The organism is Tissierella sp., assembly GCF_032104385.1.
GTDB lineage: Bacteria > Bacillota > Clostridia > Tissierellales > Tissierellaceae > Tissierella.
Genome location: NZ_DAMCHJ010000002.1, coordinates 144681 through 165857 on the forward strand (window position 1 = coordinate 144681; position 21177 = coordinate 165857).

Sequence of the window (21177 nt, forward strand, 5' to 3'; positions counted from 1 at the left end):
CTTTAATTGTTTTATAATATTTTTATTATTTAAAACACCAGTTATTATTAGAGCTAATAACAGTGTTTTTAATACTACCTAATTTTTCTATCTCTATTATCACAGTATCATCATCATCAATAATCTTACCATATCCCCCAGGAGTTCCTGTTAAAATAATATCTCCCTCATAAAGTGTCATAACATGGGATATATAGCTTATTAGATATGGAATATCGAATATCATATCCTTTGTATTTCCTTTTTGAACTATACTTCCATTAACTATAGTTCGTATCTCTAAATTATCACTTTTTATACCGCTTACTATTTCATAACTAATAGGTAAAAAGGTATCAAAGGATTTAGCTCTTGTCCATTGAATATCTTCTTTTTGCAAATCCTTAGCAGTTACATCATTAGCAATAAGATAGCCCCATATATATGAATTTGCTTCTTCTACTGAAATGCATTTGCCTTCTTTACCTATTACTATAGCTAATTCAGCTTCACAAGCCAAAATTTCTACCATTTGATTTTTTATTATAGCATCCTCATTGCCAATTATTGCTGAAGGAGCTTTTAAAAATAATAATGGTTTTTTTGGTATACTTGCTCCATCTTCTAAAATTGTATCTGAATAGTTTAATCCAGTACAAATAACCTTTTGAGGAGTACAAGGCTGTAAAATATTTATTTCTTCAATATTTACAAATACATTACTCCTAGTAAAGTTGGAAAAAGTGTTGCCATGCAATATCTCTATATTTTCACCATGTAAAATTCCATATTTTATCTCATCCTCATAAAAAAAACGAATATATTTAATCATAATAGTCACCTCTTTTTTCGTTCTATATATATTCCATAGCCTTTATTAACCATAATTTCTCCATCCTTCATTACCACTTGGCCTCTTACCATCGTAAGTATTGGCCAACCCTTAAATACTTGTCCCACATAAGGAGACCATTTTTCTTTTGATTTAATATCTTGTTTTGAAAACTCTTTAACTAATTCCATATCTACAATAGCTAAGTCTGCATCATATCCAACTGTGATTGAACCTTTTCTATAATCTAATCCATATAGTCTGGATGGATTAAAGCTTGTAACTTCTACAAGTCTTTCAAAACTTAACAATCCCTTATTTACTCCATTTAATAAAACAGGTAATAGAGTCTGTATTCCTGGTATACCGTTAGGAGCTTTCCATATGTCCATTAGTCCCATATCCTTCTCTTTCTTCTCATAAGGACTATGATCAGATCCAATTGTACTAATATAACCTTTATCTAATAATTCCCAGAGTTTTCTTCTGTTACTTTCATCTCTCATTACAGGAGAAAACTTTAGGTATGGACCATATTCAAGTATATCAGTATCTATAAAATTTAAAAAATGCGGACATGTTTCAGCGTATACTTTAACACCCCTATCTTGAGCCGCCTTTATTTCCATTAAAGCACTCTCCATACAAGTATGTAATATTATCCCTTTAGCACCAGTTACTTCTAAATAATAAATTGCTCTCTTTACTGCTTCTAATTCTCCAACTTCACTATGAGACTCAATATAAGCCATAGGATCATTTCGTTCTTCTCTCTTTAATCTTCTTTCTTCTAATTCAATCAATTCATTATTCTCAGCATGAATCAATGCAATTCCATTTACTTTAGCTAGCTTTTGTAAAATATCATATAAAGCATCATCTTTAACATGGGGAAAATCTGCTACAGAAAAGCACATAAACATTTTAATTGATGTTGCACCAGTATTCTTCCATAAAGACTCTATTATTTCAGTATTTGCAGCAGTTCCTCCAGCGTGGATTGCATAATCAATATAACCCCTATCTTTATATGCTCCAATAGTAAACTTGTAACTTTCCTCATCTACTATTGGGGGAATATTCATTGGATGAGATATTGCAGTAGTGACTCCTCCTGCTGCCGCAGCTGCTGTACCACTAGGAAAATCTTCTCTGTTTGTGATTCCTGGATCTTGAAAATGAACATGTCCATCTATAACTCCAGGAATAATGAACTTTCCACTTGCATCAATTATCTCTAAAGCATCCGGAATACTATCTTCACTTAAAATCGAATATATTTTTCCATCTTTTATAGCAATATTTCCTTTGTACTTTCCACTATTAGTTACAATGGTTCCATTTTTAATTATTTTATCTATCATTTTAAATCACTCCTTTTTAATGCTCGCGCGTACATTTTTGGCCAAAAATAAAATTACATTGATTAATAAATATTTATATCTTTGTTTGATTATAGACTAACAATTATGTTCGCGCGTACAAATCTAAGAAAAAAAATATTTCATGCTAAATCTACAGAAACAAAAAGTAAAAAACATCTTACAAGTATCTTAAATTCAAACAAAAATAATAGTTAAAATTACAAGTCATAGTTAAACAATTATATAGATTGTTAATTATGAATCATAGTTTTAACTAAATCTTAACATAGTTATTGAATTAAAGCAATACTAAATTAAATAATATTTTTTAAAATATCTTATCATATCTTATATAATTTTCTTTTATATAGATATCACAAGCAACATCTATTTCTCCCTTAAAGATTTCCCTAGGCCTATAAAAGTATTTGTGGAAGTTATTAGCCACAACAGCTCCTAAGAAATAAGGTCTAGCAGACACTATTCCATCTATAGTTCCATCAAACAAATAATTTTCTATTTCTTTGTTAATACCATTTGTAATCAAAATCACCTTATCTTTAAGTCCTTTTCTATTTAGAAATTCTCCAATATAATCTGCGTGATATGGAGCATATATGGCTATAGGATTATATTTATAAAAATATTTATTTAGCGCTTCAAAATAACTTTCCCTAGACATAGTATCTAGTTCTACATCATACTCTTGGATAAGAGGATATTCTTTTAGCTTTTCATGGAAACCTCTCATTCTTTCTTTACTCAACTCATAGCCTTCATCATAAGATAAAATCAGTATTTTGCCTTTCTTCATCATTAGATTAGCAATATAAGCTGCAGAGTATGTGCCTAAGTTATAGTAATCTGGTCCAACATGAAAAAGTTCACTATTTTTATAAATCATATCAAGAGTCATTAAGGGAATATTTCTTTTTTTACACTCCATAGTTACAATTTCCATATTCTCTTTACTTAAAGCACTAAATATTATTCCATCTGCTGAATTTGTTTCTATTACCTCATAGAATTGTTCAATCTGTGTTTTACATTGATTTTTATCTATATTTATATCGGTAAATATTACTTCAATTTCTAGGTTATATCCTTGCCATATATTTGATGCTTCCTTTATTCCTTCGTAGGTTTGTTGTCCATACCCTTCATCTACTGTGGCAATAATAAATGCATAGACTTTTTTTGTATTCTTTAGAGCTAGAACTGTAGCAGCACTATTAGCAACATATCCCATTTTCTCAGCTTCTTTTAGTACAAGTTGTCGAGTTTTTTCACTAACGTTTTGACCTTTCAAAGCACGAGATACTGTAGCTCTAGATATATTTAATTTATCAGCAATATCTTGTTGTTTAACCATTTCTAAACTCCTTTTACAATTAATTATATATTTTTATTATAAGTCAAATCCTCAAAATTTTAAAGTTAATAATAAAAAAAGATACTTCTCTTTCTAGTGATAAACACTATTAAGAAAAGTATCTTTTTTTATTTATTTTTATTTTATATTTGCCAATGCTTCAAGAAATGCTTCTACATCTTCTTTGTATACATATCCCATAGTACCTACTCTAAACATATCATTAGCAATAGGATCTAATCCTCCATTAACTGTGATACCTTGTTCTCCTAAAGCTTGAACTATTGCCTTAGCTTTTCCTGGAGCATACACTGCGGTCAAAGTCTTAGAAGCGTATTTCTCATCTTTTGGAAATATATTGTATCCAAGTTCTCTAATTCCTTCTATTATTCTCATTGTATTTTCAGTATGTCTTTTATATACATTATCTAGTCCTTCTTCAAATATCATCTTTAAAGCTTCATCTACTGCAAATACATTATATACTGCTGGAGTATTTGGAGTTTGATTTTTTTCTTGGAATGCTTTTGCTTTCTTTAAATCAAAATAAAATTTTGGAATATTAGAATTTTCTACTGCCTTCCAAGCCTTATCATTTAAAGATATAAATGATAATCCTGCTGGTACCATAAGTGCTTTTTGAGAACTAGATAGAACTACGTCTATATTCCATTCATCCATTCTCATCTCTAGTCCACCCGCTCCACTTACGGAGTCTGTTATTAGTAACACATCACTATCTTTTAGAGCCTTTCCAAATGCTTCTAAATCATTAGTTACTCCTGTTGCACTTTCATTATGAATTACAAATACACCTTTTGTATTAGGAGTTATATGGTCCATTACCTTTTTAACATCTGCTGCTTCTCCTAGTTCAAATTCTACCCTAATTACTTTTAACTGATATGCTTCTGCCATATTAGCAAATTGTCTACTAAAAGTTCCTAGAACTGGTACTACTACTTCATCTCCAAAGGAAAAACAGTTCTGTATAGCTGCCTCCATAGCTCCTGTTCCTGATGATGTTAATATATAAACTTCGTTCTCTGTTTTAAAAAGTTTTTTCAATCCTTCTCTTACTCTTTCATGAATTTCACAATATTCCTTAGATCTATGGGATATCGACTTTCTATTCATTGCATTTAAAACCCTTTCCGGAACCGCCGTTGGCCCTACCATCATTGATACTTCTTTTTTCATATTTATTCCTCCCTTTTACTATTGGTAAACTATATTTACTATTGTTAAATACATTGTATCCCTTTCTAAGGATAATGTCAATGTATAAAATAAAAAAGATCTTCTTATTTTTATAAGAAGATCTTTGTAACATCTAATATTTACTCTTCATTCCACCAATCTACTTTTCCTAGCTGCGAAATATTTTTGGACTTAAATGTAGGATTCTTTCCTTCTTTCAACTGTTCAATATAGTCTCTTAATGCTGCAAATGCTATAGGAGATAATTTCACTATTACTAATAAATTAATAACGGCTAAAGCCCCCATAAACACATCAGCTGTATCCCATACCAATGAAAAACTACCTATTGAGCCAAAGAATACCATAACTAAGGCTAATATCCTATATCCCATTAAAAATATTGGATTTGTATCTAAGAATTCAATATTTGTTTCCCCATAATAATAATTTCCAATTATTGAACTATAAGCAAATAAGAATACACAGATTGCAATAAATGTACTCCCCCAAGAGCCTACTTGAGAAGCTACAGCCGCTTGGGTAATTTGTACTCCTTTGAGTCCAGATGTGTTTTCAAGAACTCCTGATAACAATATAGTAAATGCCGTAGCACTACATACCAAAATTGTATCTACAAAGACTCCAAGACTTTGTATAAATCCTTGTTTTACTGGATGTGATGTGTCTGCCGCTGCGGCTGCATTTGGAACACTACCCATTCCTGCTTCGTTTGAAAACAATCCCCTTCTAACGCCATTCATTATTGTTATACCTAAGGTGCCTCCTGCTATTTGTGTAATTCCAAAAGCATTTTCAAATATCAACTTAAACATATGGGGAACTAAAGTTATATTTTTTATCATGATGAATATGGCAACACCTATATAGAGAGTAGCCATAATAGGTACTATTGTTGCAGAGACTGAAGCTATTCTCCTAACACCACCAAATATTATATATCCCGTAATAATCACTAGAATAATTCCAGTAATGATTTCTTTAATACCAAAAGCTTCATTAAATGCTCCTGCTATGGTATTTGCTTGAACAGTATTAAATACAAATCCAAAGGTTATTGTGATTAATATGGAAAAAATCACTCCTAGCCATCTTTTATTCAAACCTTGCTCAATATAATATGCTGGCCCTCCCCTAAAAGTATCTCCATCTTTTACTTTATAAATTTGACCTAAAGTGCTTTCAACTAAACTCGAACCTGCACCTATTAAAGCAATAATCCACATCCAAAATACTGCACCAGGCCCACCTGTTACTATGGCAATGGCAACTCCAGCAATATTTCCAGTTCCTATTCTTGAAGCAGCTGATATACAAAAAGCTTGGAAAGATGAAATTCCCTTTTTCCCACCTCTTATTTCTGTTTCCTCAGTTAATAATCCAATACTATGACCTAATAGTGTAAATTGAACAAATTTACTTTTAAAAGTAAAATACAATCCTAAGCCAATTAGTAAAACTATTAAAATATAAGAATAAAGCCAATTGTTTAAAACTGAAACAATATTTTCGATACCCTGTAACATAACATACCTCCTTAAATGATGTTTTTACTTTGTTTTCTTGCAATATTTATTGATGCTATATTGAACATTGCCTTATTATACTATGGTTTATTAATAATTGCAATATGTTTATCTTATTTTTTGCAATTATTTTATTTTTTAATTCTTTTATCGCATTATATTGAATATTCGCTCTTTTGCTTTTGCATCTAGCCATATTCATTTTCGCCAAAAAAAGAAGAGAGAAACTCTCTTCTTTTATACTCAGGTAGCACATATAGTTTTGTACATTTTAAAGAATGTATCAGTTGTATCTATTTCTTCCTCTGATAATCTATTTGAGTTAAGAATCTCAAAAACTTCCTTATCTACATCTTCAAATACTTCTTTACTCCTAAAAACATATACTAAATTAATTGATTCATCTTTTATTAGATTAAGTGCTTTAATAAATTTTATCTTATTATATCTATAAACATTCCTAATTATCTCAGCAAATTCTTTTGTAAAGACCCCAGATGGATTACTATATAATCTTAATATTTGTGCTAGTTCCTGTATGCTTCTTGAATTATAATCCTTTATATATTCGAATATTTCATTTAATTCATCTGGTTTATTTAACAATTCAGCTAGATCAATCCAATACAATTCTTCAATATCTATTTTATTCATCTTGAATATCTCCATATTCCATATTTACTTCCTCTTCCATTTCTATTACATCTTCCATCTCAGTTTTATCCACATTATCATTATTGTTTACGCTTCTCCATTTTTTATATATATTTAATTCTTCTGAGGTTTTCTTAATTACATATGCAATTACAGCTAAATCATCAATAAATCCTCCTACTAAAAAGTCTGGTATTATATCCAATGGGTTTACTAAATATAATAAAGATATTATTATCATTATCATAGAACCTTGAGATATTTCCTTATAATCTCCTCTCATCCAATCTTTTATTAAATCTATGAAAAGCTTTATATCATCCCAAATTTCCATTAAAGTTTTATTGTTCTCCATTTTTTTCTTAACTGCATTTAGTAGGTTTTTTAATCTATCCTTATCAAAATAAATTGTGTTAGCCTTTGCCTCTAAATTCCTTAAGATTTGCTCAATATCTATTTTCATTTTTAAGCCTCCATCTTTTATTGTTTTAATATTTTATCCATTATTACATCTTAATTATACTATAATATAAGGTTTTTTATTTTAAGTTTGATTTGGAATTTTTGGTTTTAATTAGATTTTATGGATTAATAAATATAAAAAATCCAATTAGAATTTGGATTCTCTAATTGGATTTTTGATTTATATTTTGAGATTATTCCCCTTTATAAGGATCTGCTATTTTACCTGCCTTAAGTTCTTCAATAGCTTCATTTACTTTATCTTTTAATTCTTCTTTTACATCTTTACCCCATTGCATATCAAGTACATTATCTGCCCAACCTAATGAAGCACCAACTGGCTTTAATTCACCATTCACCAACTGCTCAACGGTGTTTTTAAATAATCCTGGTGTATTATAGGTAACAGATGAAATAACAGTATCTGGTGCTATATCATTCTGTGGAGAAATATATCCAACAGCTTTTACACCCTTTGATTTTGCTGCCTCTATAGAGCCTAAACCAACTTGATTAGCACTACAAAATATAACATCTGCTCCTGCTTCTGCCATTGCAAGGGCAGTTTCTTTGCCTTTTTGTATATCTTCCCAGGAATTAACAAAAGTTTTTGTAACTTTAATTGAAGGATCAATTTCGTGAGCTGCAACTTCAAATGCATCTAATGTACCAGCTATAACTGGAAATGGAAATGATCCTATAGCTCCTAATTGTTTACTTTCTGTATTCATAGCTGCAATTATACCTGCTATATATCCGCCTTCCCACTCTCTAACTCCTATACCGCCAACATTTGGTTCTTGTCCCTCTTCGCTATTTATTACCATATAAAAAGTATTCGGAAATTGAGGTCCAACTTTTTTTGCTGCATCAAAGAATTGAGTTCCATGAGCAAATACCAAATCATATCCTTTTGTTCCATAATCTGTAAATACAGCTTCGAAGTCAGCTTGTTGTACAGATTCAATATACTCCATCTTTATACCCAAATCCTTTTCTACCAATTGTAACCCCTCATAAGCCGTAGCATTCCAACCTTGGTCATTTATCGGCCCTGGTAGTAATAATACTATTTTATAATCTTTTTTTTCATCTACTGAAGTAGAATCTCCATCTGGTGTAGTTACTTCCTCTGAATTAGTAGTTGTTTCATTATTTTCCTTTGATGAACATCCTGCTAATAAAGCAATTGTTAATACAAGAACTAGGAATAATGCTAAACTTCTTTTCTTTATAAACATTTTTATTCCTCCTTTAATTTTATATATTTTTGCTTATAATGATGGATGATATTTTCTAATATTCACCTCCCTTTAAAATCACATTAATTATTTTTCATATGGCTTTCCAAGAGCATTTGGCGATGTAGTACGTCCAACAATTCCTGTAACTGCCACTACAGTAAGCAAATATGGAAACATTAGAAGAAATTGATATGGGATATTGAGTCCTGACATCTGTATTCTTATTTGGAGTGCATCAGCAATTCCAAATATCAGTGATGCCATAAGCACTCCCTTAGGATTCCATTTTCCAAATATTACAGCTGCAACCGCTATAAATCCTCTTCCTGATACCATATTATCTACAAACATATTAAACTGTCCAAGGGATAAAAAGCATCCTCCCAGTCCTGCTAATGCTCCAGATACCAAGACACATATTGTCCTAACCTTATTTACAGGTATACCTACAGTATCTGCTGCCATGGGATGCTCTCCCACTGTTCTAATACTAAGTCCAACAGACGTCTTATAGAAAATATAGTATGATATTGGTACTAATAAAAATGCTATATATACAAGTGCTGTTTGCTTAAAAAATATTTCACCTATTATGGGTATATTTGAAAGCATTGGAATGTTTATAGGTTCAAAAGCCTTTACAGTTATAGGTACAGTAGTTATTCCAAATAATGCCCTATAGAAAAAACTAGTAAGACCTACTGCCAATAGATTTATTGCAACTCCGCTTACTATTTGATTTATTCTAATTTTTACTGTTATCAAAGCAAATATGGCAGATATCAAAACTCCACTTACTATGGCAACAAGAGCTCCTATCCAATAACTTCCTGTAAAATAAGAGCCTACTACTCCTGCAAAAGCTCCAACTAGCATTATACCCTCTAGTCCTATGTTAACTACCCCTGACCTCTCTGAATACATTCCTCCTAATGCTGCAAATAGTATTGGAACTGAAAGTCTAATGGATGCCGATAAAAGAGCAATAATAAATGTCATGCTTAATATATCTTTCATTAATCTAACACCCTTTCTTTAGAATTTAAAATCAGTTCAATCTTAGGTCTTAGCACATTTCCTGCAAGTACAAGTATGATTATCAAAGCCTGAATTACACTTACTATATTTGCTGGAACTCCTACTCCCCTTTGCATTGAGTTTGCACCTGTTTGAAGCATACCAAGAAGTATGGATGATATAACTACTCCCACAGGATTTGCACTACCTAAGAGTGCAGCCGCTATTCCATCAAAACCAACATTTTTAGAAAAATTGTCAAGAAGTCTATGATGAATTCCATTTATCTCAGTAAATCCCGCTACTCCTGCCAAAGCACCACTTATAGCTAAAGAAATAATTATATTCCTCCTAATATTTATACCAGAGTATTCTGCTCCATCAGGATTATGTCCTACAGCCCTAAGCCTATATCCAAAGGGAGTTTTCCATAAAACAATATATACTATAACTGATATTATTATAGCTATAATAAATCCTATATGTAATCTAGTATTAGAAATCACATATGGGAGAAAGGCATTTTCTCCAATTAAATCCGTTTGTGGATAGAATCCGCTTGCTTCCCTAAGAGGCTTATCTACTAAATAGCTTATGAGATATAATGCTACATAATTAAACATTATGGTGATAATTATTTCAGATGAGCCGAATATTCCTTTAAGTATTCCTGGTATCATTCCCCATATTCCACCTGCTACTATTGATGCCAATAAACAGAGTGGTATAGTAATGAATGGACTAAGATGCCCAGTCTTTAACCCTACAAATACTGCTGCCATAGCACCTGCAAACATCTGACCTTCACCACCAATATTAAATAATCCAGTTCTAAAAGCAAAAGCAAAGGAAAGACCTGTTAATATAATAGGTGTAGCCTTCACAAAAATTTCCGCAATATTATAGATATTTGTAAAGTTCCCAAATATTAAATACTTATAAGCCTCTAGAGGATTGACCTCTATAAAAAGTAATAGTATGCTTCCAATTAACAATGCTAATAATACCGATACCATTGGTATAATAATTGTTAAAAGTTTATTTTTATTAAATATCTTATTTAAAACCCTGTTCTTATAATAATCCTCAGTGTTATTCATGGCATTTCCTCCTAATTTGAAAATATTTAATTAGCCCCCGCCATCATCAATCCTATTGTACTTTCTTCAAAATCCTTTTTATCCATTTGTCCTACTATACTACCTTTATAAATTACAGCAATTTTATCAGATAATAAATTAATCTCTGAAAGTTCTGTAGAAATAAGTAGTACTGCAGTTCCTTGTTCTTTGGCATTTATAATTTGTTGATGAATAAATTCTGATGCACCTATATCAACTCCCCTAGTAGGTTGTACAGCAATTAACAATTTTGGCAGTTTATCAATTTCTCTTGCAACAACTATCTTCTGTTGATTTCCTCCAGATAGTTTTCTAGCTTCTGCATTTCTACTTGGAGTTTTAATTGAGTATTTTGAAATCATATTATCAGCATGCTTATTTATTGAATTAAAATCGAAAAAAACCTTCTTTCTAAATGGAGATTTATAATAGTCCTTTAATATTAGATTTTCACTAATTGAGAAATCCAATATTAATCCTCTTTTATGTCTATCCTCTGGAATATAACCTACTCCTTTTTTTATTATTTCTGAAATAGTCTTGCCTTTTATTTCTTCTCCATTCAATAATATATTCCCTGTTGCCCCCTCCATTAATCCAACTATTACTTCTGCTAACTCTCTTTGACCATTTCCATCAACTCCAGCAATACCTAAAACTTGCCCAGAACATACTCTTAGATTTATATTATCTAAAGCTTTTATTCCCTTTTCTACTTCGTAAGATAAATTTTTTATTTCAAGAACAGGACCTCCAGGGCAACAGTTCTCATCTTGTTCCATGGCTGAAAGTTCCCTTCCTATCATAAATTTTGCAAGTTCAAGTTCATTTGTTTCTTCAGTACAAATTGTCTTTGTTATCCTACCATCCCTCAATACCGTAACCCTGTCGCATACAAACATTACTTCTTTTAATTTATGTGTGATTAATATTATGGACATACCATCATCTGCCATCTTTCTTAAGGTAGTAAACAACTCTTCTGTTTCCTGAGGTGTTAATACTGCTGTTGGTTCATCCATTATAAGTAATTTTGCTCCCCTATATAAAGCTTTAACGATTTCAACTCTTTGTTGCTCTCCAACTGAAAGATCCGAAACCTTTGCATCTAAAGATATTTCCATACCATATCTTACAGCAATATCATTTATTTCTTTTTTAAGATTTTCTTCTTTGATTATAAAACCTTTTTCCTTCCCCATTCCCATAACAATATTTTCCAATACTGTATGAACAGGTACTAACATAAAATGCTGATGTATCATACCTATTCCTAAATCAATAGCATCCTTGGAAGATTTTAAATTAATCTTTTTATCCTCAAAAAATATCTCACCTTTATCTGGCTGGTATAACCCATATAATACATTCATTAATGTGGATTTGCCCGCCCCATTCTCCCCTAAAAGAGAATGTATCTCGCCTTTTTTTACTTCAAAATTAACATCCTCATTAGCCACTAATGTACCAAAATATTTTGATATTGAGCACATTCTTAAGATTGTATCCACGTTATCCCTCCTGTCCTACATTAGTTATTATTCTATATGCATAAATTCTCTAAAATATTAAAATATCCTTTGTTATATTTATACAAAACTCAAGTTGAAAGTTTAAAAAATTTAGATTATATTTTATATATTAATTATAGCAAAAAATAAGTACCATTTTTGATCACCAAAAATGGTACTTATTTTTCAAAACCTTATCATACTAGTAATGGCTGAATTTGCTTCCCATGCAATGCTTCTATTATAGTTGGCACTATCTTATCATAATGTGCAATTAATGAATTTGCTTTTTTAGAAGGGTCATCTTGCCCGAATGGAACAAAATATACATTCTTTTTATCTAATAATATACCTAGATTCTTTGCATTTCCACTTAGCCCATCATTTGTGGAAATTGCAACTACAACAGGCTTATTATTTCTTAAATGAGCCTTCCATGCCATAGATACTGGTGTATCAGTAATGGCATTTGCTAATTTTGCAATTGTATTTCCTGTACAAGGTGCTATAACCAATATGTCAAGGTATCCTTTCGGTCCTATAGGTTCTGCATCTTGTATTGTAGCTATGATTTCCTTCCCTGTTGCTTTTATTATCTTTTCTTTCCATTCTTCAGCCAAGCCAAATCTAGTATCGAAATCATTAGCATTATAGGACATAATCGGATATACATCTGCCCCTTCATTAACTAATCTTTCTATTTCAACCAAAATAGTTTCAAATGTACAAAATGAACCTGTAATAGCTATACCAACCTTTGTTCCATTTAATAACATATCTACTCCCCCAATTCCCCAATAATATTATAAATAGTATCTTTCATAATTCTTGCTGCAGTCATAGGTGCCACTTTTCCAGGCAACCCTAATGCCCAAACAGTATTTATACCTAGTTCTTCAGCCCTTTTAAAATCTACTCCTCCAGGTATAGATGCAAGGTCTACCACTAAACATTCTTTATTTAGTTTTAATAACATTTCTTCATTTAAAATCATAGATGGTATAGTATTAAATACTACATCCATTTCTTGAAGATAATCTTTCATTTCATTTAAATGTATTGGATTATATCCATAGGTACTAACCCAAGCTAAATCAGAATAATTCCTTGCCTCTATATATACATTAGCACCTATCCCTTTAAGCATTTTAGCTAAAATCTTTCCTATTCTTCCAAATCCCAATATCATAATACTTGATCCATGAATGGTAATTTCCATTTTTTCCATGGCTACTTGAATTGCACCTTCTGCTGTAGGAATTGCATTTAATACTGCCATTTCCTCTCTTTTAAGAAAATCCACAGTATCAATATTATAGTGCTTTGCAATATCAGATATTTCATTGGATATTTTACCTCCTATAAATACCTGATTTGAATTCATTTTATTAAATATTTCTTCTATTTTTATTTCTTTTGAATATAAAGGTGTATTTAATAAGATATTATCCTTAGAACACGGCAATGGTCCTATAACTATATTTGATTTTTCAATAGCTAAATCTAGCTTTTCACTTATTTTTAATCCATCAATCTTTAAATTATCGAAACCAAATAAATCAATATGGTTCCCATCTTCTTGAAGCAAATTCGCTAATTTAACACTTCTTTCATCTCCGCCTAATACTGATATTCTCATAACTTCCCCCCTATGCCAAATAAGATATTAAGTAATATATATTATGTATTTAGATAATTAAAGTGCTTGTATAACCCTGTAAAAAAGCAATAATTAAAGAGCGTTTGTGAATCTAGATTCACAAACGCTCTTTAATTATTGCTCTTGGTTATATTGAGGTTCTTCACTATTAATAGTATTTACTCTACTTTGTAACATTTGAACCATATTTTCAGCATTTGAAGATAATGTGCTAAACATTTGTTTTGCTTCTTGATTATCTGTATCTAAAGAAAAAGTTTTTAAATCTGCAGCTAATCCCTTGGCACTTGCCAAGGCTGTTTCTAATTTTGTCATTACAGTCATAAATTTATCTCTCCTTTAAATTATTTTTCTAAATTAGTATTTACAGCTATTATAAATAATATTAATAACTTTTTTTCCCTTTTAATATGGTTTTTAGGAGAGTTTATTTTATTAAATATCTATATATCTTTACGATTTAATAAAGGCTTAGATGGTAATAATGCTCTTGTATTAAAATGTTGTCCCTTAAGAATTTTAATAAACTGATTATTTGCTGGAGGATTTTTTTCATTTTCTAGTAAGGATTTGTATCTAAAAAATATACTACCTTTCACTTCATCATATAAGCTATTAAACTTAAGTTGATTTGATATTTCTTCAGGATTTTTCCAGCTTAAATTCTTGTTGTTTATATCTGCCTTTCTATAGTTAGCATGTCCAATATATAAATTAACATCAGTATCACGTACTACATCCGCCCACCAATTTACTAATTCTCCATAAGGTGCTGCTTTTTCATCAAAAGTCCAATAAATTTGTGGCGCTATATAATCAATCCAATTACTCTTAACCCATTTCCTAGTATCTGCAAATTGGTCATCATAAGACGCTCTAGATGTTTTGGGTGTTTGAGAACCTATTCCCTCTATACTTCCCTCTGGATGAAATTCTTTATGCCCCCATATTCCAAATGGACTAATACCAAATTGTACAGATTTTTCATTCTTAATATTATAAGCTTCTATAGAATTGTGAATAGTTTCTATAAGCATGTCCACATTATTTCTTCTCCACTCATCTCTGCTTTTAAATCCAGTACCATATTTCTTAAATGAATTTTCCTCTTCTTTTGCATACCAGCTATTACCACTTTTAAAAGGATAAAAATAATCATCAAAATGAACTGCATCTATGTCATAGTGTTCTACTACTTCCATTACACTATCATTGATATGTTTAATTACTTCTGGTTCTCCTGGATTTAATTGGAGCTTACCATTAAAGCTAAAAGTATATTGAGGATTTTGTCTTGCCCAGTTATTAGGAGCTAAATCTGATATTTTCTCGGCTCCTGTTGTTACTCTATATGGATTAAACCAAGCATGAAACTCCATTCCACGTTTATGAGTTTCTTCTATCATCCACTTCAAAGGATCCCAACTAGGACTTAATCCCTGTTTACCAGTCAAATACTCTGACCAAGGATTTATATTGGATTTATAAAATGCGTCTAATTTAGGTCTAACTTGAAATATTACTGTATTCATATTTAAAGCTTCTAAATTATCTAAAAGTCTTATGTACTCATTCTTATATTCTAATTCTGTTAATCCCTTTTTAGCTGGAAAATCCAAATTAAATACTGTAGATACCCATACTCCTCTTAATTGATTTTCTTGCTCTTTTACATACATAGGTATTTGTATAGGTTTATCTTTTAATAAAATTATTTCATTCGAATTATATTTCTTTAAAAATTGCATCCCCATACTGCCTGAATTTGCATTAACAGTAATAGTATTTAAAGTTATAGTTAAAACAGTAGTACCTATTGTTATAAACTTAAATATTTTCTTTCCCATTTTCCATTCCACTCCAATCAAATAAATTTATACCATTTTAAGAAATTATATTATACTTTGACTGGATTTTCAAATTACGATTTCATTACAAACATAATACTGTTATAAATTTAAAAATAAAAACATCTTTATTTAAGCATTTCTTCAATTCCTTGAGGTTCTATAGGTTTACTAATTAAATATCCTTGAATTTGATCACATTTTTTTTGTTTCAAGTAATCTAGCTGTTCTAAAGTTTCTACACCTTCTGCAATGGTCTTTATCTTTATAGATTTAGCCATATTTATAATAGTTGTTACAATAGTTTTTGAATTTTTATCGCTTAACATATCATTAATAAATGACCGGTCTATTTTCAGCGTATCAATAGGAAACCGTGTAAAATAAGCTAATGAGGAATAACCTGTTCCAAAATCATCTATAGATATACGAACTCCCATATTCTTTAATTCTTTCATTTTAAGAAGCTTCTCATCTACCCTATCCATAGCTATTCTTTCCGTTATTTCTAATTCTAAATATCTAGCCTCTAATCCCGTTTCTTTTAAAATTTCTTTTACCATGTCAACAAAATTTGTTTGCTCAAATTGAATGACTGAAACATTTACTGATATTATAATTGGTGGATAACCCTTGTTTTGCCATTGTTTATTTTGTCTACAAGCCTCTTTTAAAGCCCATTTGCCTATTTCTATTATCAATCCATTTTGTTCGGCCATCTGTATTACTATTATTGGAGAAATATTTTTATGTAAAGGATTTACCCATCTAAGTAACGCCTCTGCTCCTATAACCTTTCTAGTTGATACTTCTATAATAGGTTGATATACTAATTTAAATTCATTATTGTTAATTGCATGATATATAGAATTATCAATCTTTTGTTCTTCTTTAATTAGTTTTTCCAATTCAGAGTTATAGAATCTATAATGATTCCCTCCCATTTTTTTAGCTATAAGCTTTGCAATTGTGGCTTGATGTACGATTTCTTCTATTGATATATTATAATTCAAGATAATACTTGCTCCAATACTTACCCTCATAACAAATTGATTATCATTGAGTTTTATATCTCCGCTACATAACTTCCATAATGTTTTTATACGATTCTCAATATTTTCTATGTCATCTCCATATAAAAACAAAATAAATTCATCACCTAAAAACCTTGCCACTAATTCTTCATTATTTAAAAACTCCTTAAGTCTATTTGAGAAGTTACAAAGTACTATATCTCCAAACTCAAAGCCATAAATGCTATTTATTCTTTTAAAATCATCTATGGATATTATTACAATAGATATTGCCATTTTTTTATTGCCTAACTTATTCATTTTATGAGGAATCTCTAAAAAGAAACCGTTGTAATTATATAATCCTGTAACTTTATCTCTATAAGTTAAATCTTTTATTTCTCCTAACATTTTATTAAAGCTTTTTGCCGCCACACCTAATTCATTAGATATTGCTTCATTAGCCATTACATTGAGATTTCCATTAGCCGCTTTTTCAAATACTTCTTTTAGTTCTAAAATTGGCTTGGATAAGCTTTTAGAATAAAAAAATGAAAATATAATTACTGATATTAAGCCAATTATAATAGCCGCTATTATAGTATTTTTAACTCCGTTTATATCATTGCAAATGTCCTTTTCAGAAATTGAAATAATGAACATCCAATTAGGTGAATCCTTAATACTCCTGAAAAATCCTAACATTTTTTCTCCATTTATATCTAAATATTCAATAATTCCAGAGTCATCAGTTAAAATTTTACTTATTGCATCATCATCAGTTATATAATCTTTAATCCTTTTTTGTAATGGAACATTTGAATCTGGGTGAGCAACTACTAAACCATCTCTATTTATTATCCATCCATATCCAGTTGTCTTTAAATTTATATTCCTAACTATTTGGTTTAAAAATTCAATATTTATTACACTGTTTACCAAACCAATTACTTCATTCTCCTCATCATTAATACTATGCGAAACGATTAAAACAGGTTTATCAGACTCATGAACATACGGACTATAAAATGGTTGTGAGATTGCATATTTCTTTTTCTCAATAAAAATACTCTTATATTGTTCTTGATTTGAAATATCCAATTTATCCATTAATGTTGACCATGCTTCACCATTGGGATATGCTATAATCATGTTTCTATATTTATTATCTAATACCAAGTTAGAGAGATAAGATTTTATTTTTTCCAAATTCATAGTTCTTATTATTGGAGATTTTGATACTATTGTTATTTGCTCAATAAATCCTTTTAACTCTTTAGCTACTTCATCCGCTCTAGCATCTACTATCTCACCATATTGTGCTTTAATATGATTTGGAAGTTCATTTAATTTTAAATCAGATAAAATAAGCAATAGTCCAAATAGTACTATTGACCCTATCATAAGATATATTAGTATTTGATTTCTAATGGATTTCATACTATTCCCACCATTTTTCTTTAGATAGTATTAGGTTTATGGCTTAATACATTATTTCAAAATATTATATATATTATTTAGACTTTTTTCGACAAAATACGCCCTAAAAATTACCTCTATATTTTAGAGGTAATTTTTATTTATTTTAACTATTTAGCTCTTATAATTTCTATATCATAACCATCTGGATCTGTTATAAAATAGTATCTTGGCTTTTCACCTGGAAGTCCTATTAACTCTGTAACTTCATACCCCATATCTTTATGCCTTTCTCTTGAAGTTTCTAAATCTTTTACACTAAATGCCATATGACTAAATCCATCACCAATTACATAGGGTTTTTCTTGATTATAATTATATGTTAATTCTATTTCATGCTGTCCTAATTCATCAGATAAAAAGACCAATGTAAATTCATCTTCTGGAAAATCTTTTCTTCTAGTTTCTACTAATCCTAAAGCATCTTTATAAAATCTTAAAGATTTTTCTAAATCCATTACTCTTATACAAGTATGAAGCATTTTGAAATCCATTATTTACTCACTCCTTCTATAATTTACTTAATTATTTACATTATAGCCTATTTTATATAAATATTATAGCTATTTTCCTTATAAAATAATATTTTATATTATGGGAATAATAATTTAAAATCATTAGGAGGAGATAGTATGTCCATAATGGAATTAGATACTAGAGGATATGAAACAAATGATGTAAATAGCGTTGTTTTACGTACTTTTGATTCTTTACCTGTAGGTGAAAAAATGGTATTAATAAATGATGCAGATCCCTCTCATGTATTTAATCAATTAGAAGAAAAAAGATTTGGTAAATTTGAATGGGAATATATTGAAGAAGGACCCGATATATGGAAGGTATCCTTAGCTAAAAAATACCTTAACTATATATAAAGTAGATAGCAATTTTGCTATCTACTTTATTATTATAAAATTTTTTTATGCAATTTTACTTGTTATAGAGAAAACTTATGATATATAATAGCATATGTGTAATTTAATTTTAATAGAAGAAGGGAATTTTATGTTTGAAATTGTTAGTTATGAAGATGTAGACGAAAAAAGAATAAATGATAATCATATATTAATAGATGTTCGTTCTCCTAGTGAATATAAATCTGAAACTATACCAGGTGCTTATAATATACCAATTTTCAATGATAAAGAAAGGGAGTTAATCGGTACAATTTACAAACAAGAAAGTATTGAAAAGGCAAAACAAATTGGTATAGAAGCTGCCTCAAAACATCTTCTAAATATCTATGAACAGGTTTCAGAACTTGATAAAAAATATAATAATCTTATATTTTTTTGTGCTAGAGGAGGTTTTAGGAGCAGCTCCTTAGTTTCTCTTTTTAAATCCATTGGCATAAACGCCATAAAGCTTGATGGGGGATATAAAGGATATAGAAAATATATAAACAGCCATCTTCCACAGATAGTAAAAAAAATTAAGTTTATAGTTCTCTATGGTAATACTGGAACGGGCAAAACTAATATTTTAAAATGCCTTAATGAAAAAGGAATTGATATTCTTGATCTAGAAGGTTGTGCTAATCATAGAGGTTCTGTCCTGGGGAATGTTGGACTTGGTGAACAAAATACTCAAAAAATGTTTGAATCCCTTGTTTATGAATCCCTAAAAAACAGAAAAACAAATCTTGTATTTGTAGAAGGAGAAAGTAAAAGAATAGGGAAAGATATAATTCCAGATTATTTATATAATGCTATGAAAAGTGGAATAAATATAAAAATTGAAGCTAATATAGACGAAAGAGTTGACAATCTTTTCACTGAATACGTTCATGATACGGATAATGAGTTGGTATCTTCATTGAATTATCTTAGAAAATATTTAGGAGATAAAAATATTGACAAATATATAGAACTAATTGCTAATCATGAATATAGACAAGTAATAGAGGAATTAATAATAAAATATTATGATCCTCTTTATGAGCATAATAATAGAAAATATAGTGCAGTTTTTAGCAATAGTAATACTTCTAAAACAAGTGAAAAGATAATGGAATGGACTAGAACTTTTTTCGTCAATATAGAAGAAAAAAAAATAGGGGCAAAGTAATAGCCCCTATTTTATTTTGTTAAAATATCATATTATATCCTAAGCAGTTTTTACCAAATCTTCATCTATATCTAATATTCCATACGCAGTTTTAGCTGACAAATATACCAAAATCATTAATATATTAAATATAAAAAATACAGTTACAGTATATACCTTTGGTGAAATAAATTTTTGAAAAAACATTCTGGCAAAAGGTGGTTCATTTAGGTAGCAATAATTAGATTTAGTAAATATATTAAAAAAGTAAATAAACAAATGGTAAATATTAGTAAAATATAAAATTGATTTTAAACTACTTTTATTTATCCTATGCTCATCAACCACTAATATATATACTATAGACCACAATAAACTAATATGTCCTAAGAAGTAGGAAATATTAGCATAATGGGGAAATGAGAATGGATATACATCAATAGGCATTATAATAACTAATATAGAACCTATAATTCCCCAATAACATCCTACATTTTTAAACATCTTTTTATCTGTTATAAAAGCAAGAATCGTAAAAATAATAGCAATCCTGCAATTATATAGTGGTAAACTTTCTTTTATAGTGCCATATCCAGAAAAATAATACCAAAGATATAATATTACCTGTTGTAAAGACAAAACAATAATCATTAATATTTTAAATTTCCTTCCCATTTGGGAATTCTTAAGTTTTCTTTTATTTAACAATATAAATTCAATTCCCATAAACGCAATTAAAACAATTACCAAATGTGCTAAACTCCATATTGGAAACACATATCCATCTGGATTTCCTCTAAAAAACATCTTAATCATTCAATAAATCCAC

At 29.6% G+C, this 21177-nt stretch carries 20 protein-coding genes; 2 read left to right on the top strand and 18 right to left on the bottom strand.

What is annotated here, in order from left to right; all coding sequences use genetic code 11:
- Nucleotides 1–25 precede the first annotated feature (25 nt).
- The 17 genes from RT714_RS02680 to RT714_RS02760 all read right to left on the bottom strand — a co-directional run bounded on the left by RT714_RS02680 (nucleotide 26) and on the right by RT714_RS02760 (nucleotide 18796).
- Complete coding sequence (locus RT714_RS02680; protein WP_313756068.1) at nucleotides 26–811, bottom strand: fumarylacetoacetate hydrolase family protein; 786 nt, start codon at nucleotides 809–811, stop codon at nucleotides 26–28.
- 5 nt (nucleotides 812–816) lie between these two features.
- Entirely contained in the window at nucleotides 817–2175 is a 1359-nt protein-coding gene (locus tag RT714_RS02685; protein ID WP_313756069.1) for a dihydroorotase, read from the bottom strand.
- A 328-nt stretch (nucleotides 2176–2503) separates the two neighbouring features.
- The gene (locus RT714_RS02690) at nucleotides 2504–3547 is read right to left on the bottom strand and encodes a LacI family DNA-binding transcriptional regulator (protein WP_313756070.1); all 1044 of its coding nucleotides are present in this window, start codon (nucleotides 3545–3547) and stop codon (nucleotides 2504–2506) included.
- Nucleotides 3548–3685: 138 nt separating this feature from the next.
- Entirely contained in the window at nucleotides 3686–4747 is a 1062-nt protein-coding gene (locus tag RT714_RS02695; RefSeq protein WP_313756071.1) for an alanine--glyoxylate aminotransferase family protein, read from the bottom strand.
- A gap of 140 nt (nucleotides 4748–4887) precedes the next feature.
- Nucleotides 4888–6294 (bottom strand): alanine/glycine:cation symporter family protein, encoded by a 1407-nt coding sequence (locus RT714_RS02700; RefSeq protein ID WP_313756072.1) that lies wholly within the window; start codon nucleotides 6292–6294, stop codon nucleotides 4888–4890.
- A gap of 243 nt (nucleotides 6295–6537) precedes the next feature.
- Nucleotides 6538–6948: a hypothetical protein gene (locus RT714_RS02705; RefSeq protein ID WP_313756073.1), complete on the bottom strand. Its 411-nt coding sequence runs from the start codon at nucleotides 6946–6948 to the stop codon at nucleotides 6538–6540.
- A complete protein-coding gene (locus tag RT714_RS02710) occupies nucleotides 6941–7411 on the bottom strand; it encodes a YkvA family protein (protein ID WP_313756074.1) in 471 nt (156 codons plus the stop codon). The genes RT714_RS02705 and RT714_RS02710 overlap by 8 nt, the downstream gene beginning before the upstream one ends.
- Before the next feature lie 193 nt (nucleotides 7412–7604).
- On the bottom strand, nucleotides 7605–8651 hold the full coding sequence (locus RT714_RS02715; protein ID WP_313756075.1) for a BMP family protein: 1047 nt from the start codon (nucleotides 8649–8651) through the stop codon (nucleotides 7605–7607).
- An 87-nt stretch (nucleotides 8652–8738) separates the two neighbouring features.
- Complete coding sequence (locus RT714_RS02720; RefSeq protein ID WP_313756076.1) at nucleotides 8739–9671, bottom strand: ABC transporter permease; 933 nt, start codon at nucleotides 9669–9671, stop codon at nucleotides 8739–8741.
- A complete protein-coding gene (locus tag RT714_RS02725; protein WP_313756077.1) occupies nucleotides 9671–10771 on the bottom strand; it encodes an ABC transporter permease in 1101 nt (366 codons plus the stop codon). Before RT714_RS02725 ends, RT714_RS02720 begins: the two co-directional genes overlap by 1 nt.
- Nucleotides 10772–10797: 26 nt before the next feature.
- The gene (locus RT714_RS02730) at nucleotides 10798–12303 is read right to left on the bottom strand and encodes an ABC transporter ATP-binding protein (RefSeq protein ID WP_313756078.1); all 1506 of its coding nucleotides are present in this window, start codon (nucleotides 12301–12303) and stop codon (nucleotides 10798–10800) included.
- A 197-nt stretch (nucleotides 12304–12500) separates the two neighbouring features.
- A complete protein-coding gene (locus RT714_RS02735) occupies nucleotides 12501–13079 on the bottom strand; it encodes a dipicolinate synthase subunit B (protein ID WP_313756079.1) in 579 nt (192 codons plus the stop codon).
- A gap of 2 nt (nucleotides 13080–13081) precedes the next feature.
- The gene (gene dpsA / locus RT714_RS02740; protein ID WP_313756080.1) at nucleotides 13082–13942 is read right to left on the bottom strand and encodes a dipicolinate synthase subunit DpsA; all 861 of its coding nucleotides are present in this window, start codon (nucleotides 13940–13942) and stop codon (nucleotides 13082–13084) included.
- A 135-nt stretch (nucleotides 13943–14077) separates the two neighbouring features.
- Nucleotides 14078–14287: a DUF1657 domain-containing protein gene (locus RT714_RS02745; RefSeq protein WP_313756081.1), complete on the bottom strand. Its 210-nt coding sequence runs from the start codon at nucleotides 14285–14287 to the stop codon at nucleotides 14078–14080.
- 119 nt (nucleotides 14288–14406) lie between these two features.
- Nucleotides 14407–15810, bottom strand: coding sequence for a family 10 glycosylhydrolase (locus RT714_RS02750; protein ID WP_313756082.1), 1404 nt, complete (start codon nucleotides 15808–15810; stop codon nucleotides 14407–14409).
- A gap of 128 nt (nucleotides 15811–15938) precedes the next feature.
- Nucleotides 15939–18263: an EAL domain-containing protein gene (locus RT714_RS02755; RefSeq protein ID WP_313756083.1), complete on the bottom strand. Its 2325-nt coding sequence runs from the start codon at nucleotides 18261–18263 to the stop codon at nucleotides 15939–15941.
- A 149-nt stretch (nucleotides 18264–18412) separates the two neighbouring features.
- Nucleotides 18413–18796, bottom strand: a complete 384-nt coding sequence (locus tag RT714_RS02760; RefSeq protein ID WP_313756084.1) for a VOC family protein — start codon at nucleotides 18794–18796, stop codon at nucleotides 18413–18415.
- Between the two features lie 138 nt (nucleotides 18797–18934).
- On the opposite strand from RT714_RS02760, the gene RT714_RS02765 reads away from it, so the two are divergent.
- Nucleotides 18935–19177: a DUF2249 domain-containing protein gene (locus RT714_RS02765; RefSeq protein ID WP_084725226.1), complete on the top strand. Its 243-nt coding sequence runs from the start codon at nucleotides 18935–18937 to the stop codon at nucleotides 19175–19177.
- A gap of 130 nt (nucleotides 19178–19307) precedes the next feature.
- Entirely contained in the window at nucleotides 19308–20369 is a 1062-nt protein-coding gene (mnmH, locus tag RT714_RS02770) for a tRNA 2-selenouridine(34) synthase MnmH (protein WP_313756085.1), read from the top strand.
- Nucleotides 20370–20408: 39 nt separating this feature from the next.
- Here mnmH and RT714_RS02775 read toward each other — a convergent pair whose 3' ends face one another.
- On the bottom strand, nucleotides 20409–21164 hold the full coding sequence (locus RT714_RS02775; protein WP_313756086.1) for a TIGR02206 family membrane protein: 756 nt from the start codon (nucleotides 21162–21164) through the stop codon (nucleotides 20409–20411).
- Between the last annotated feature and the right edge of the window lie 13 nt (nucleotides 21165–21177).